The following is a 14,613-nucleotide window of genomic DNA, read 5'->3' as shown; positions in this document are numbered from 1 at the left end:
CCCCTCGACACGATTATCGAGGGGTCTAACATTAGCTAAAAATTATTTTTTACCTAAAATATGGATTGGGTTACCAAGCGCTACTTCAGCAGCTTCCATTGTGATTTCACCTAAAGTTGGGTGAGCGTGGATTGTCATAGCGATATCTTCTAATGTCATGCCGCCTTCGATAGCAGTAGCCATTTCAGCGATCATATCAGAAGCGCCAACACCAACGATTTGAGCGCCGATTAATAAGCCGTCTTCTTTGCGACCTACTAATTTTACGAAGCCTTCTGTTTCGTTAAGTGCTAATGCACGACCGTTTGCGCCGAATGGGAATTTACCTGTTACAACGTCGAAGCCTTCAGCTTTCGCTTCTTCTTCGTTTAAGCCAACAGTCGCCATTTCTGGATCTGTGAAGCAAACAGCAGGAATTGCTAAGTAATCTACGATTGATGTTTCGCCAGCGATTGCTTCAGCAGCGATTTTACCTTCGTAAGATGCTTTATGTGCTAATTGTAAACCAGGTACGATATCACCAATCGCATAAATGTTCGGTACTGATGTACGGCCTTGGTTATCAACTTTTAATAAACCGCGTTCGCCGTATTCAACGCCAACTTCTTCAAGACCCATTTCGTCAGTGTTTGGACGACGACCTACAGTTACTAATACGTAATCAGCTTCAACAGCTTTTGCTTCGCCGTTTACTTCGTATTTTACGGTAACGCCCGTTTCTGTTTCTTCAACGCCTTGTGCAAGAGCGCCAACTTCAACAGTAACACCTTTCTTTTTAAGACCTTTTTTCACGATTTGAGTCATTGCTTTTTCAAAGCCAGCTAAAATGTCTTTACCGCCTTCAAGGATTGTTACTTCAGAACCTAAGTTTGCGTATGCAGAACCAAGCTCAGTACCGATATAACCGCCACCGATTACTACTAGTTTGCCTGGTAGTTCAGTAAGGTTCAGTGCACCTGAAGAGTTAAGAACACGTTTAGAGAATTTGAACGTTGGGATTTCAACTGGACGTGAACCTGTAGCTAGGATTAAGTTTTTGAAGTTGTAATGTTGTGAACCCGTTTCAGTTGCCACTGTTAATGAGTTTGCTGAGTTTAAGTAAGCTTCACCCATAACAACTTCAATACCGTTACCTTTTAATAAACCAGAAACACCGCCTGTTAATTTCTTAACAACGCTTTCTTTGAATGCTTGTGCTTTCGCGAAGTCAAGTTGTACTTCTGGCACGATAACGCCCATGTCAGCTGATTCTTTAGCGTGTACATAGCGGTGACCTACAGAGATCATTGCTTTAGATGGGATACAACCTACGTTTAAGCAAACGCCACCTACATATTCTTTTTCAATAACTGTTACTTTTTGTCCTAGTTGCGCTGCGCGAATTGCTGCAACGTAGCCACCAGGGCCAGCACCAATTACAATTGTATCTGTTTCGATTGGGAAATCTCCTACTACCATTTGTTTTACGCCTCCATTAATAATAATTCAGGATCGCTCAATAAGCGTTTGATTTGATTCATAGCATTTTGAGCAGTAACCCCGTCAATCATGCGATGATCGAAGCTCAATGATAATGCTAACACAGGTGCTGCTACAATTTCACCATCTTTGATAACTGGTTTTTCCGCAATGCGGCCAACACCAAGAATAGCAACTTCGGGATGGTTGATTACCGGAGTAAACCATTGACCACCTGCAGAACCGATATTAGAAATCGAGCATGATGCACCTTTCATCTCATTCGATGCTAGTTTACCATTTCTCGCTTTGTCTGCCAATTCGTTAATTTCATTTGAAATCGCGAAAACAGATTTGCGATCCGCATTTTTCACGACCGGAACGAGTAAGCCACGATCCGTGTCTGCTGCGATACCTATATTATAATAATGTTTCGTAATAATTTCCTCTGTTTCGTCATCAAACGAGCAATTTAATGCCGGGAATTCACGTAAAGTGCTCACAAGTGCTTTTACAACATAAGGAAGGTATGTTAACTTAATGCCTTTTTCTGCGGCCACTGCTTTAAATTTCTTACGGTGTGCGACAAGTGCTGTGACATCCACTTCATCCATTAATGTTACGTGTGGCGCCGTATGTTTTGAATGAACCATCGCTTTGGCAATCATGCGACGCATCGCAGAAATTTTTTCGCGTGTTTCTGGGAATTCACCTTCAGGAACAGCTGGTGCTTGCGGTGCTGCCGCCTCTTGTGGCGCTGCAGTTTCTTCGACCGGTGCCGCTTCCGCTGTTGTTTGACCACCATTTTTAAACGCTTCGATATCTTCTTTTAACACGCGGCCGTTTTTGCCAGTGCCGGTTACTTGCGTGATATCTACGTCGTTTTGACGCGCAAATTTACGCACAGAAGGCATCGCAATAACGCGGCTTGTACCTGCTGGTTTTGCTGCTTCTTTTTGCGGCGCTTGTTCTGTTGGTGCCTCTGGTGCAGCTTGTTCGGCTGTTTGTTGAACTTGCTGCTCCGTCGTATCCTCATCGTCTTTATGACCGTGAAGCTCTAAATCTTCGTATCCTGGTGCATCGATTTCAAGTAAAATCGTTCCAACGGTTGTCAGCGTACCTTCTTCTACAAGCACTTTTTCGATTGTCCCTTCTACTGGAGATGGGATTTCAACGACTGCTTTATCATTTTGAACTTCAGCTAAAATTGTATCCTCTTCGATTTTATCGCCTGGTTTAACGAACCATTTAACGATTTCTCCTTCGTGAATACCTTCACCGATGTCTGGTAAACGGAATTTATATGCCATGTGCAATTCACCTTCCTAATATCTATTTTCAAAAAATGTTTATTTTTCATGATAATAGAGAAACATTTACATAGCTTGCGCAAATGCACCCTGTTATTTTGATTAGAATTCTAAAACTTTTTTCGCTGTTGCTACCACATCTTTGTAGTTTGGTAACCAAACTGACTCAGCTTGTGGGAATGGATAGATTGTGTCCGGTGCTGCGACACGTAATACTGGCGCTTCTAATGATAGAATGGCACGCTCGTTAATTTCGGCCACAACTTGTGCTGCGACACCTGCTTGTTTTTGTGCTTCTTGTACAACGATTGCGCGGTTTGTTTTTTCAACTGATGCAATAATCGTCGCAATATCAAGTGGTTGAATCGTCCGCAAGTCGATTACTTCTACTGAATGACCTTCTTTTTCTAATTCTTCCGCTGCTTTTAATGATTCGTGAACCATTGCACCGTACGTGATGATTGACAGGTCTGTACCTTCGCGTTTCACATCCGCTTTACCAAGTTCGATTGTGTATGATTCTTCCGGCACTTCTTCACGGAATGAACGGTATAATTTTAAATGCTCTAAAAAGACAACGGGATCATTGTCGCGGATTGAGGCGATTAATAAACCTTTTGCATCGTATGGTGTAGATGGTACAACAACTTTAATACCTGGTTGTTGTGCCATTAAACCTTCTAAGCTATCTGAGTGCATTTCGGGTGTATGCACGCCGCCACCAAATGGAGAACGAATTGTCACGGGCGCACTTAAGTTGCCACCTGAACGGTAACGCAGACGCGCTAGTTGGCCAGAGATTGAGTCCATTACTTCATAAACGAAGCCGAAAAACTGAATTTCAGGAACAGGACGGAAGCCTTCAAGCGCTAAACCGATTGCTAACCCACCAATACCTGATTCTGCAAGTGGTGTATCGAATACGCGGCCTTCGCCAAATTCTTTTTGTAACCCTTCAGTAGCTCGGAATACACCGCCGTTTACGCCGACGTCTTCACCGAATACTAATACGTTTTCGTCGTCTTTTAACTCACAACGTAGAGCATCTGTAATTGCTTGAATCATTGTCATTTGTGCCATAGGTTATTTCGACTCCTTCTCTGCGTAAAGTTCATATTGTTCTTTTAAGTTAACAGGCATGCTATTGTCGTCATGCATAATTGAAATTAAATCCGTTACTTTTTGTTTCGGAACGCTATCTGCTTCTTTAATTGCTGCTTTGATTTGCTCTTTTGCATCGGTAATCACCGCTTCTTCTTTTGTTTCGTCCCATAAGCCTTTCGCTTCTAGGTATTTGCGGAAACGAATGATTGGGTCTTTTTTGCCCCACTCTTCATCTGTTTCAGACGTACGGTAACGTGTCGGATCATCACCAGCCATCGTATGTGGGCCGTAACGATAACATACTGTTTCGATTAATGATGGGCCTTCACCTTTTACGGCGCGTTCGCGAGCTTCTTTTGTTGCCATGTATACTGCTAATGGGTCCATACCGTCAACTTGAATGCTTGGAATACCAGCGGCAACACCTTTTTGCGCTAATGTTTTCGCACCTGTTTGTAAATGACGCGGTGTTGAAATCGCAAATTGGTTATTTTGGATAATGAAGATTGCCGGTGATTTGAATGCACTTGCAAAGTTGATGCCCTCGTAGAAGTCCCCTTGTGAAGAACCGCCATCACCTGTGTATGTGACAGCAACAGCTTCTTTACCGCGTTTTTGTAAACCTAGCGCGACCCCTGCAGTTTGGACATATTGTGCACCGATAATAATTTGTGGTGATAATACGTTGACGCCTTCTGGTGATTGTCCACCTGCGAAGTGACCACGTGACCATAAGAACGCTTGTGATAATGGTACGCCATGCCAGACGATTTGTGGCACATCACGATAACCGGGTAAAATCCAATCCGCTTTTTCTAACGCATAATGCGAAGCGATTTGTGATGCTTCTTGACCTGCTGTTGGTGCGTAAAATCCTAGACGACCTTGACGGTTTAACGAGATTGAACGTTGGTCTAAAATACGTGTGAACACCATACGACGCATTAATTCGACTAATTCATCATCTGAGAGTTTTGGATCTAAATCCGGACTAACGATTTCCCCTTCTTCGTTCAAAATTTGAACCATTTCAAACGTTTCTTCGATTTCTTGTAAGTTTTTTACGGCATCGAAAATTGATTTGTTTGCTGACATTCTCTCACATCTCCTTTAAAACTGTATTATATTTAAAGCTTGTTTTTATTAGTACAACTATTTTATGAACTTAGTATACATAATAGAATTTCGTTAGTCAATCATATAGTTAGCTTATTTTTCAAACTTTCTTCTCACTATACTATAAAAATTCTATTGATACTGTATTACATTAATCTATGACACTGTACTATATCAGGGCTAATTTCTGTCCCGAAAAAGGTAATACAGCATTAGTACACAAATCGTCAAGCTTCCGTTATTGCACGATAGCGTGAGTCATGTATACTAAAAATATAGAGAAACGAAAGGAAGAACGAACGATGATTTTAATGAAAGATATTATCCGCGAAGGTCACCCGACTTTACGCGCAAAAGCTACAGAACTAGCATTCCCTCTTACAGATGACGAAAAACAATTAGGTGAGGACTTATTACAATTTCTTATTAATAGCCAAGACCCTGAATTAATGGAGAAATACGATTTGCGTTCAGGTATTGGCATTGCCGCACCACAAGTAAATGTCAGCAAGCGTATGTTTGCGCTGCATTTACCAGACGACAAAGGTAATTTAATTAGCATGGTCGTTATCAATCCGAAAATCGTCAGCCATTCTGTTGAAAAAGCGTATTTACCATCTGGTGAAGGTTGTTTATCTGTTGACCGTGACGTACCTGGTTACGTGCCGCGCCCGCAACGCATTACCGCAAAATTCTTTGATTTAGACGGTAACGAACATAAAATGCGCTTGAAAAACTTACCCGCAATAGCATTCCAACATGAATTAGACCATTTAAATGGCGTGATGTTTTACGATCATATCAACAAAGAAAATCCATTCTTTGAAGAACCAAACGCACATCCATTAGATTAAGTTTTATCTATATAAAAGGAGACTGGGCAAAACAGTTCATGTTCCTTTTTAGCGTTCGCAACAAAAAACCGGAACCGCGCCACAGCGCGATTCCGGTTTTTCTTATGCTCATCTGAGAGGGTGTTGTTACACGTATGTCCCAGCCTCTTTTTTTAAATTAACCCGATTTTTTTCATCGCTTTTGCGAGACCATCCTCATCAACGTGGTCGGTTACAAACGTCGCTACTTCTTTTGCTGCATCGACACCATTGCCCATCGCAACACTAATGCCGCGCTCCGCAAATTCTTCAAGCATTTCTTTATCATTTAAACCGTCGCCAAACACGACGACATCTTGTGCTTCAAAATCGGTATGTTTTAAAAATTGCTCGATGCCATACGCTTTTGAAACACCTTTGTTAATAACGTCTAATGAATACTCATGCCAACGAATAAAATGTAGCTCCGGAAAGGCTTCGCGGTAATCTTTTTCGATTTCGTTATCGCCGTACAATAAAATTTGATAAATCGGCTTTAAGCTATACGCTTTGGGTGCTACTGTTGGCATCGGATAAAACAATGAATCCATGCTCACTTTCACTTCATGTGTATTAATAGTAGAAGACATTTTTTCATCATCTAAAAAAACGAGTGGACTATCTTCTTTATACGCCATATCGACCATACGCTCCATCGTTTCAAGAGGTAGTGGATTTCCTGAAATTAACATTCCTTTATAAACAACATATTGGCCATTAAAACTAACATAGGAATCGATTGCTAAATCTTGTGCCACTTTTTCTAAAAAATACGGTGAACGCCCCGTCGCAATCGCAATTTCATGACCATTGGCGCGCGCTGCATCAATCGCCTCACGCGTTGCTTGCGGCAATTCTTTCTTCGTATTGTATAGTGTTCCATCGATATCAAAAAATAAAATTTTCTTATTCATCTGGTACGCTCCCTTTAAGTCGATATGCTCTTTACATTAAAAAAGTTTTTCTGTAAAATATTTTACTGAATTATTAGCGTAAAATGGCTAATAACATTGAGCAAACGTTTCATGCGCCCTGGCCATTTTTATGGAGGGCTTTTCTTTATTTTAAAGGACTAACATGATAATATAAAGGAAATGCAATTATTTTGAACGTATTAAAGGAGACAATAACACAATGATTTACAAAGTTTATTACCAAGAAAACAAGCTTGAGGTACCAGTTCGCGAAAATACTAAAAGCCTATATCTTGAAGCTGTTGACGTACGTGAAGTACGTGAAAAACTTCAAGATCGTAACTACAATATCGAATTAATTCAATTGCTTGAAGGTAACTACCTAGAATATGAACAAGCAAGTGAAAACTACCGTTTGGAGAAATTTGACTAAATGAAATTTGTCAAAAACGACCAAACTGCTGTATTCGCACTCGGCGGACTGGGCGAAATCGGCAAAAACACGTATGCTATTCAATTCCAAGATGAAATTATCTTAATTGATGCAGGAATTAAATTCCCCGAAGATGATCTTCTAGGAATCGATTATGTTATTCCTGATTACACGTATCTAAAACGTAATGTTGATAAAATCAAAGGTTTATTCGTAACACATGGCCACGAAGACCACATTGGTGGTATTCCTTATTTATTACGCCAAGTGAACATTCCCGTTTACGGTGGTAAATTAGCACTTGGTCTTTTACGCAACAAACTAGATGAACATGGTCTACTACGTTCGACAAAATTAATTGAAGTCGCAGAGGAAGATGTTATTAAATTCCGTAAAACATCGGTTAGCTTCTTCCGCACAACGCATAGTATTCCAGATGCTTTAGGTGTTGTTGTTAAAACACCTCCTGGTAATATCGTGCATACAGGTGACTTCAAGTTTGACTTTACACCAGTTGGTGAGCCTGCTAACTTAACAAAAATGGCTGAAATCGGGAAAGAAGGCGTTCTTTGCCTGCTATCTGATAGTACGAATGCTGAGCGTCCCGAGTTTACAATGTCAGAACGTAAAGTTGGCGAGTCAATCGACGAAATCTTGCGTAAAGTGGAAGGTCGTATTATTTTTGCGACATTCGCATCAAATATTCACCGCTTAAAACAAGTCACAGATGCTGCTGCAGCTCACGGTCGTAAAGTTGCAGTATTTGGCCGTAGTATGGACAACGCGATTACAATCGGTCGTGAACTAGGTTATATTACTGCACCAAAAGAAACATTTGTTGATGCGCAAACAATTAATCGTTTACCAGCGAACGAAGTGATGATTTTATGTACCGGTTCACAAGGTGAGCCAATGGCAGCACTTTCTCGTATCGCAAACGGTACACACCGTCAAATTCAAATTCAACCAGATGATACAGTCGTATTCTCTTCTTCACCAATTCCAGGGAATACAACAAGCGTCAACAAAATCATCAACTTGCTCTATCGCGCAGGTGCTGACGTTGTTCATGGCGCTATTAACAACATTCACACATCTGGGCATGGCTCTCAACAAGAACAAAAATTAATGCTACGCCTAATCAAGCCTAAATTCTTCATGCCAATCCATGGTGAATACCGTATGCAAAGTATGCATAAGCAATTAGGCGTTGATTGTGATATTCCAGAAGATAATATCTTCGTTATGGAAAACGGTGAAGTATTAGCATTAAGCGCAGACTCTGCACATGTTGCAGGTCGTATTCCATCAGGTGATGTTTACATCGATGGGAACGGTATCGGTGATATCGGTAACATCGTTCTACGTGATCGCCGCATTCTTTCTGAAGAAGGCTTAGTCATCGTTGTTGTCAGCATCGATATGAATACAAAACGCATTGTATCTGGTCCTGATATTATTTCGCGCGGTTTCGTTTATATGCGTGAATCAGGATCAATGATTAATGAGGCACAGCAAATGCTGAACCGCAACTTGCAACAATCACTGCAAGAAAAATCACCACAATGGTCTGAACTTAAAAATGAAATTACGGATATTTTAACGCCGTACTTATTTGAAAAAACAAAACGTCGTCCAATGGTCTTGCCGATCATCATGGAAGTCTGATTATAATAAAAAGGCTTGGAATATAGATTCCAAGCCTTTTTTGTTGCGAAAAAAACTTATAATTATTCCTTATTTTGCAAAATATATGGTCACAGATGTTTAGGTCAGTTCTTTTTTTCAGCTTCTTTTTACACGCGCGTGGCAATTTGTACATGCTGTGCAATATAAGTAGCCTGATGTGCGATACGTTCACGTGCCGCTGCATCCACCTCGTAATGACCATCCGCTAGCTTTGTCACTTGCTTGTCTACTACAAAGACGGTATGCGCAATATGTGTTGCACCAAGCACTGTCACAACGGGCTTCAGTGCATAATCAATCGCTAGTAAATGCCCAATAGAGCCGCCAATCGCAATCGGCCACACTAGCTTTCCTTCTAAGCCCTTTTGCGGAATCAAATCCAGGAAGGTTTTTAAAATTCCCGTGTACGCTGCCTTATAAATCGGCGTTAAAATGACGACAATATCTGCCGCTTCGACCTTTGCAGTCGCCGTCTTAATCGCCTCACTACCAAAATTCGCTAAAATTAAATCCTCTGCCGGTAGCTGATGGACATATAAGATTTCTGTGTCAATGCCCTGTGCCTGCAAAGCCTGTTCCGCCTGCTGCTGCACCCCGGTTAAACGTGAATAAACTGTATTGCTGCCATTAATTAAAATTGCTTTTGTCATGTATAGCCCTCCTATTGTGTAACTGCACCTAAAACATCAGCTGCAGTGGGTGTTTTCAAGCCTAAGTTTCCACGTAATGTTGTGCTCTCATACTCTGTACGGAATAGTCCGCGGCGCTGTAATTCTGGAATAACAAGGTCAATAATATCGGTAAAACCTTCTGGGAAATGAGGTGGCATAATATTAAAGCCATCCGCAGCGCCATTTACAAACCATTCCTCTAGCTGATCGACAATTTGCGTTGGCGTTCCGACAATTTCTCGGTGTCCACGAGCACCAGCTACGCGCTCATATACCTCACGAATCGTCACAAGATTTTCTCGAACCGCTAAATCTCGAATGACATGATAGCGCGTCTGTGGATTAGATGCGTCCGCATTCGGTGCATCAAGTGGAAAGGCATCATCAATGTCATACTGTGAAAAATCAGAATCGGTCACACCAGATAAATACTTTAAGCCGACCTCTGGCAAAATATACGAGCTGAGCTGCTGTTGCTTAGCCCGCGCCTCTTCTTCTGTTTTCGCTACTGTAATAAATACACCCGGCATCACTTTTAAATCATCCGCATGACGACCATATTTTGCGAGGCGTCCTTTCACATCTGCATAAAATTGCTGCCCTGCTTCCAGTGTTTGCCAAGCTGTAAAGATGACTTCTGCGGTTTTTGCCGCAAACTCTTTTCCTGCTTCTGATGAACCCGCCTGCACAAGCACTGGATGCCCTTGTGGTGTTTCCGTCTGATCCAAATAGCCCTCCACATCAAACCATTCGCCATGATGCTCGACGCGATGCGTTTTTGCTTTATTTAAAAATTGGCCACTTTCTTTATCTAAAACGAGCGCTTCTTTTTCAACAGAATGCCAAAGCTTTTTGGTCACTTCTACAAACTCTTCTGCACGTTCATAGCGACGCGCATGTTCTAAATGATGGTCTTTACCAAATAAGGAAGCTTCTTTGCCATTCGATGATGTGACGATATTCCATGCGGCGCGACCACCCGATAAGTGATCAATGGAGCCAAATTTGCGCGCAAGATGGAAGGGCTCATTATAAGTTGTCGTTGCCGTTGAGACGAAGCCAATATTTTTTGTCACAGCTTGCAGCGCTGAAATTAATACAATCGGATCAAATTTCAAGCCCGAGCGGTCATTTTCAACAATTTCTTCACCAAAAACATCGGCGAAAAACACCATATCAAATTTCGCCTTTTCGGCTAATTGCGCCTGCTCTTTAATAAAATCAAACGTAAACGCTTCGTTTGTTTTAGCTGATGGATAGCGCCATGACGCCAAATGATGTCCTGGTAAAAAAAAGAATGCCCCTAGCTTCATTTGTTTGGTATTCCCCATATTCAACATCTCCTATTTATTTACTTGGTATTAAAACATACTTAATACGGATTAAATTCATTCGTATACATCGATTTCGTATCAATATTCCCTGCTGGTAAATCATCTACACGCTGTAATGGCTCAATCCAGCGACTGAAGTCCTCATCCGTAAATGTACCACCCTTTGTCGCAATACCTGTGCCACTCCAATATTGTAAATTTTCAATTGGCTCATCACGATCACGTTTTTCCATAATCGATTCTAAGCGCTCGACCACTTTATCGCGCTCAGTCGTATTCATCCACTCGATGGCCTTCGCCACACCTTGTGTAAAATCTTTTACCTCATCTGGATTCTCTTTAATAAACTCGGTCGTAAAGAAGTAGCTACCGGCATTATAAGCCTTTGAAAAAGCATCCATATCACGGAAAATGAGTTGCGTTTTTTTACGCTCCACTGCCTTATCACGAAATACACCATTCAGTGCGGCGACATCGACCTGCCCGTTAATAACGGCCTGCTCCGCATTCACTTGTGGCATCGTCACGAACTCAATTTTTTCAATATCCGCATCACTAACGCCCGATGTATGTAAGTATTCTCGAATGGCCATCTCATAATGCGCTCCCCGAATATTAACGGCCACTTTTTTACCAATCAAATCTTCGGGCTCTTTAATCGTTGTGCCCTTTTTGCCGAAGAAGCCAAGAAAGACTTTTTCATTACTACCATACGATGTCACGACCGATTTCACTTTGACACCCTTGGCGATGGATTTTAAAATCGCGCCGTTAAAGGACATCCCGTAATCTAACTGCTTCGTCGCCACAAATTGAATGCTTTCCGGTCCACCCGTATAAGCTCCCTGATAATCGAGCGACACTTTTTTAAAGTAACCTAAATCCTGCGCCACCTCTGCTGGATTCACAATGCCTGTCTCTCCTTGATAACGCAGTGGATATTTACCATCCGCCGCCTTTGATGTAGCGTCCTCTGTCTTGTCACTACAAGCGCTAAGTGACACCGCCACTACTGCTGCGCTCAGCAATGCTGCAAATTTTTTCATTATTGATTCCCCCTATTTCACTGGTTGTTTCCATTTTGAAAAATGCTTTTCGATTGCAAGTAATGTTTGGTTAATGACAATTCCTAAAAGTGAGATTGTTAAAATTCCCGCATACATCTCAGGAATTTGGAAATTGTATTGTGTGAAGGTGATATAATAGCCAAGCCCCGCCTTTGCGCCAATCATCTCTGCGGCGATTAGTACGAGGATGGCCCCTGTCCCTGCCATGCGAATGCCCGTAAAAATCGTTGGCACAGAGGCTGGTAAAATGACTTTTTTAAATAACTGAAAATCCGATAAATTCATCGATTTTGCAGATTTAATATACAGCGGGTCGACATCACGTACCGCCGCAATCGTATTTAATAAAATCGGCCAAATACATGCGAAAATAATAATGCCCACTTTTGATACTTCACCGATGCCAAGTAATAAAATAAAGACCGGTAATAGCGCAAGTGCTGCCGTATTACGGAAAAGCTCAAGCACTGGATTAAAGAGTTCACGTGCTAGTGGATACCAACCAATGAGTAGTCCAAGTGGTACCGCAACTGCAATTGCTATAAAGAAGCCAAGTGCTGAGCGCACAATACTCGCGCTAAAATGCTTCCATAATTCGCCGCTGACAAGTAACTGCCACCACGTTTTTGCGATTTCAGAAAATGGCGGGAAAAACACGCGGTCCACTAAACCAATACGCGGTGCAATCTCCCATAAAGCAAGTAGTACAACTAATACAATGGATTGCTTAAATAGCTTTGTGCCTATCGTAAATCCGCTCGTTTCCTGCGCTGGTTTTGCGATAGCTTTTTTAATCGTAACCATCCAATTCCTCCTTTAAATATAAGCCCCCTGGTATTCCTTCTCATGCAGCTCACTCCATACCTGATGACGAATGCTTGAAAATTCACTGCTTGAACGAAAATCAGCATCTTGTAGTCGGTGCTTCGTATCATTATCGATTATCGTTTTGACCTTTCCTGGATTCGCTGACAGCACCGCAATACGCTGACCTAAATACACTGCCTCATCAATGCCATGTGTAATAAAGACAATCGTTTTTCCAGTCTTTTGCCAAATACGCACAAGCTCCTCCTGTAGATTTTCACGCGTTTGTGCATCAAGTGCCGCAAACGGTTCATCCATTAATAGCACCTCCGGATCATAGGCGAGGCTTCTCGCAATCGCGACGCGCTGCTTCATACCGCCTGATAATTCATTCGGATAATGATCATAAAATTGCTGAAGACCGACTAAATCCATATAATATTTTGCCTGCTGTAGCCGTTCTTTTTTCGAAATGCCCTTCGCCTCTAAGCCAAACGCCACATTTTGTAGTGCCGTACGCCAAGGATACAAAGCATATTGCTGAAAAACGATAGCACGGTCTAAACCCGGTCCTGTAATTTCCTGCTCGTTAATTAAAATGCGTCCTTTCGTTGGCTTCGTTAAACCACCTAGCATATCTAACAATGTCGACTTCCCACAACCCGAAGGCCCTACTACTGTTAAAAATTCACCTTCGCGAACTTTTAAATTTACATCTGACACTGCTGTGAATGGTGGTTTGCCGTTTCGTGCTGGAAATGTTTTTTCGACAAACTCAAACGAGATTTTATTTTTCATCGACATCGCCTTCCTTATAATTCTTAGTGGTTTAATAGGTATTGAGGTGTAAAAAAAGGCTTCCGTGCCCGAAGAAATTATTCTTCCGGTACGAAAGCCTCTGGTTGTCCAGTGAGCATTTTTTAAACGCTAAAGCCTATTAACTTGATAGGAATACTTTAACAGCTATTCCTTTTTTGCGCAAGTAGTTTTCTGAATATTTTAAATTCGTATTAAAAAAGTGACTGGGCCAGAATACGTTATTTTCCTTTTTTAGCGTTCGCAACGAAAAACCGGAACCGCACCACAGCGCGATTCCGGTTTTTCTTATGCTCATATGGGAGGTTGTTTTTATACATATGTCCCAGCCTCTTTTAATGCATCATTTTTTTCTCAAAACGATTAATATCTGCATCTGCACCAATAACGATTAAAATATCACCTTCATGAATTTCCTCTTCCGCCTGTGGTGACACGATAACATCATTACCTCGCTTGATGGCCATAATGTTAATACCATAGCGTGCGCGGATATCCATACCAATAATTGTATGACCCTCTAAATGATGGGTCGCCTGAATTTCGACGATTGAGTGCTCATCCGATACTTCTAAATAATCTAATACATTATTTGATAGCATATTATTTGCGACACGAATCCCCATATCACGCTCTGGGTGGACAACATGGTCAGCACCAATTTTACGTAGCACTTTTTCGTGATAATCATTTTGTGCCTTCACCGTAATTTTTGGTACACCGATTTCTTTTAAAATAATCGTCGTTAAAATACTCGCCTGAATATCATCACCAATCGCGACAATCACATGCTCAAAATTACGAATACCTAATTGTTTTAATACGGTTTCATCGGTCGTATCTGCAGTCACAGCTTCCGTTGCAATTTGTGCAAACTCATTGACACGCTCCGAAGATTTATCAATCGCCATGACATCAGCACCTTGATTGACAAGTTCATTGACAATACTGCCTCCAAAGCGGCCTAAGCCAATGACAACAAATTCCTTTTCCATGAAAATCCCTCGATTCTACACTTTTTT

Annotated in this window: 14 protein-coding genes; 3 read left to right on the top strand and 11 right to left on the bottom strand. The window is 41.5% G+C overall.

Annotated elements, in window-relative coordinates:
- Positions 1–42: 42 nt before the first annotated feature.
- From lpdA to pdhA, 4 genes are all read right to left on the bottom strand, one after another.
- Positions 43–1,458: a dihydrolipoyl dehydrogenase gene (gene lpdA, locus V514_RS0102465; RefSeq protein ID WP_029498111.1), complete on the bottom strand. Its 1,416-nt coding sequence runs from the start codon at positions 1,456–1,458 to the stop codon at positions 43–45.
- Positions 1,459–1,463: 5 nt separating this feature from the next.
- A complete protein-coding gene (locus V514_RS0102460; protein ID WP_029498110.1) occupies positions 1,464–2,768 on the bottom strand; it encodes a dihydrolipoamide acetyltransferase family protein in 1,305 nt (434 codons plus the stop codon).
- A 102-nt stretch (positions 2,769–2,870) separates the two neighbouring features.
- Positions 2,871–3,848 carry an alpha-ketoacid dehydrogenase subunit beta gene (locus V514_RS0102455; protein WP_029498109.1) on the bottom strand — a complete coding sequence of 326 codons (978 nt, stop codon included), beginning with the start codon at positions 3,846–3,848 and terminating at the stop codon, positions 2,871–2,873.
- 3 nt (positions 3,849–3,851) lie between these two features.
- Entirely contained in the window at positions 3,852–4,967 is a 1,116-nt protein-coding gene (gene pdhA / locus V514_RS0102450; RefSeq protein WP_029498108.1) for a pyruvate dehydrogenase (acetyl-transferring) E1 component subunit alpha, read from the bottom strand.
- Positions 4,968–5,290: 323 nt separating this feature from the next.
- On the opposite strand from pdhA, the gene def reads away from it, so the two are divergent.
- Complete coding sequence (def, locus tag V514_RS0102445; RefSeq protein WP_029498107.1) at positions 5,291–5,842, top strand: peptide deformylase; 552 nt, start codon at positions 5,291–5,293, stop codon at positions 5,840–5,842.
- Positions 5,843–5,994: 152 nt separating this feature from the next.
- On the opposite strand, the gene V514_RS0102440 is transcribed toward def, so the two are convergent.
- Complete coding sequence (locus V514_RS0102440; RefSeq protein WP_029498106.1) at positions 5,995–6,774, bottom strand: Cof-type HAD-IIB family hydrolase; 780 nt, start codon at positions 6,772–6,774, stop codon at positions 5,995–5,997.
- A gap of 220 nt (positions 6,775–6,994) precedes the next feature.
- Here V514_RS0102440 and V514_RS0102435 point away from each other — a divergent pair, with 220 nt between their 5' ends.
- Together V514_RS0102435 and rnjA are read left to right on the top strand one after the other, a co-directional pair.
- A complete protein-coding gene (locus tag V514_RS0102435) occupies positions 6,995–7,207 on the top strand; it encodes a DNA-dependent RNA polymerase subunit epsilon (RefSeq protein WP_020189322.1) in 213 nt (70 codons plus the stop codon).
- Positions 7,208–8,875, top strand: a complete 1,668-nt coding sequence (gene rnjA, locus V514_RS0102430; protein ID WP_029498105.1) for a ribonuclease J1 — start codon at positions 7,208–7,210, stop codon at positions 8,873–8,875. It begins immediately after the preceding gene.
- A gap of 128 nt (positions 8,876–9,003) precedes the next feature.
- Here the strand turns inward: rnjA and ssuE are convergent, their stop codons facing one another.
- From ssuE to V514_RS0102395, 6 genes are all read right to left on the bottom strand, one after another.
- Positions 9,004–9,546: an NADPH-dependent FMN reductase gene (gene ssuE, locus V514_RS0102425; RefSeq protein ID WP_029498104.1), complete on the bottom strand. Its 543-nt coding sequence runs from the start codon at positions 9,544–9,546 to the stop codon at positions 9,004–9,006.
- Positions 9,547–9,557: 11 nt separating this feature from the next.
- The gene (locus V514_RS0102420) at positions 9,558–10,898 is read right to left on the bottom strand and encodes an LLM class flavin-dependent oxidoreductase (RefSeq protein ID WP_029498103.1); all 1,341 of its coding nucleotides are present in this window, start codon (positions 10,896–10,898) and stop codon (positions 9,558–9,560) included.
- 41 nt (positions 10,899–10,939) lie between these two features.
- Positions 10,940–11,947, bottom strand: a complete 1,008-nt coding sequence (locus V514_RS0102415; protein WP_029498101.1) for an ABC transporter substrate-binding protein — start codon at positions 11,945–11,947, stop codon at positions 10,940–10,942.
- A 12-nt stretch (positions 11,948–11,959) separates the two neighbouring features.
- Positions 11,960–12,772: an ABC transporter permease gene (locus V514_RS0102410; protein WP_020189314.1), complete on the bottom strand. Its 813-nt coding sequence runs from the start codon at positions 12,770–12,772 to the stop codon at positions 11,960–11,962.
- 12 nt (positions 12,773–12,784) lie between these two features.
- Positions 12,785–13,573 carry an ABC transporter ATP-binding protein gene (locus V514_RS0102405; protein ID WP_020189313.1) on the bottom strand — a complete coding sequence of 263 codons (789 nt, stop codon included), beginning with the start codon at positions 13,571–13,573 and terminating at the stop codon, positions 12,785–12,787.
- Between the two features lie 353 nt (positions 13,574–13,926).
- A complete protein-coding gene (locus V514_RS0102395; RefSeq protein ID WP_029498099.1) occupies positions 13,927–14,586 on the bottom strand; it encodes a potassium channel family protein in 660 nt (219 codons plus the stop codon).
- Positions 14,587–14,613 lie beyond the last annotated feature (27 nt).

The sequence above is a fragment of the Kurthia huakuii LAM0618 genome, from assembly GCF_000505545.1.
Lineage (GTDB): Bacteria > Bacillota > Bacilli > Bacillales_A > Planococcaceae > Kurthia > Kurthia huakuii.
Note: the sequence above shows the minus strand (reverse complement) of the source record. Positions and strands in the feature narration are given on the sequence as shown.

Coding starts and splice junctions, on each gene's coding strand:
- lpdA (WP_029498111.1), bottom strand. CDS start 1,458: ATGGTAGTAGGAGATTTCCCAATCGAAACAGATACAATTGTAATTGGT.
- V514_RS0102460 (WP_029498110.1), bottom strand. CDS start 2,768: ATGGCATATAAATTCCGTTTACCAGACATCGGTGAAGGTATTCACGAA.
- V514_RS0102455 (WP_029498109.1), bottom strand. CDS start 3,848: ATGGCACAAATGACAATGATTCAAGCAATTACAGATGCTCTACGTTGT.
- pdhA (WP_029498108.1), bottom strand. CDS start 4,967: ATGTCAGCAAACAAATCAATTTTCGATGCCGTAAAAAACTTACAAGAA.
- def (WP_029498107.1), top strand. CDS start 5,291: ATGATTTTAATGAAAGATATTATCCGCGAAGGTCACCCGACTTTACGC.
- V514_RS0102440 (WP_029498106.1), bottom strand. CDS start 6,774: ATGAATAAGAAAATTTTATTTTTTGATATCGATGGAACACTATACAAT.
- V514_RS0102435 (WP_020189322.1), top strand. CDS start 6,995: ATGATTTACAAAGTTTATTACCAAGAAAACAAGCTTGAGGTACCAGTT.
- rnjA (WP_029498105.1), top strand. CDS start 7,208: ATGAAATTTGTCAAAAACGACCAAACTGCTGTATTCGCACTCGGCGGA.
- ssuE (WP_029498104.1), bottom strand. CDS start 9,546: ATGACAAAAGCAATTTTAATTAATGGCAGCAATACAGTTTATTCACGT.
- V514_RS0102420 (WP_029498103.1), bottom strand. CDS start 10,898: ATGGGGAATACCAAACAAATGAAGCTAGGGGCATTCTTTTTTTTACCA.
- V514_RS0102415 (WP_029498101.1), bottom strand. CDS start 11,947: ATGAAAAAATTTGCAGCATTGCTGAGCGCAGCAGTAGTGGCGGTGTCA.
- V514_RS0102410 (WP_020189314.1), bottom strand. CDS start 12,772: ATGGTTACGATTAAAAAAGCTATCGCAAAACCAGCGCAGGAAACGAGC.
- V514_RS0102405 (WP_020189313.1), bottom strand. CDS start 13,573: ATGAAAAATAAAATCTCGTTTGAGTTTGTCGAAAAAACATTTCCAGCA.
- V514_RS0102395 (WP_029498099.1), bottom strand. CDS start 14,586: ATGGAAAAGGAATTTGTTGTCATTGGCTTAGGCCGCTTTGGAGGCAGT.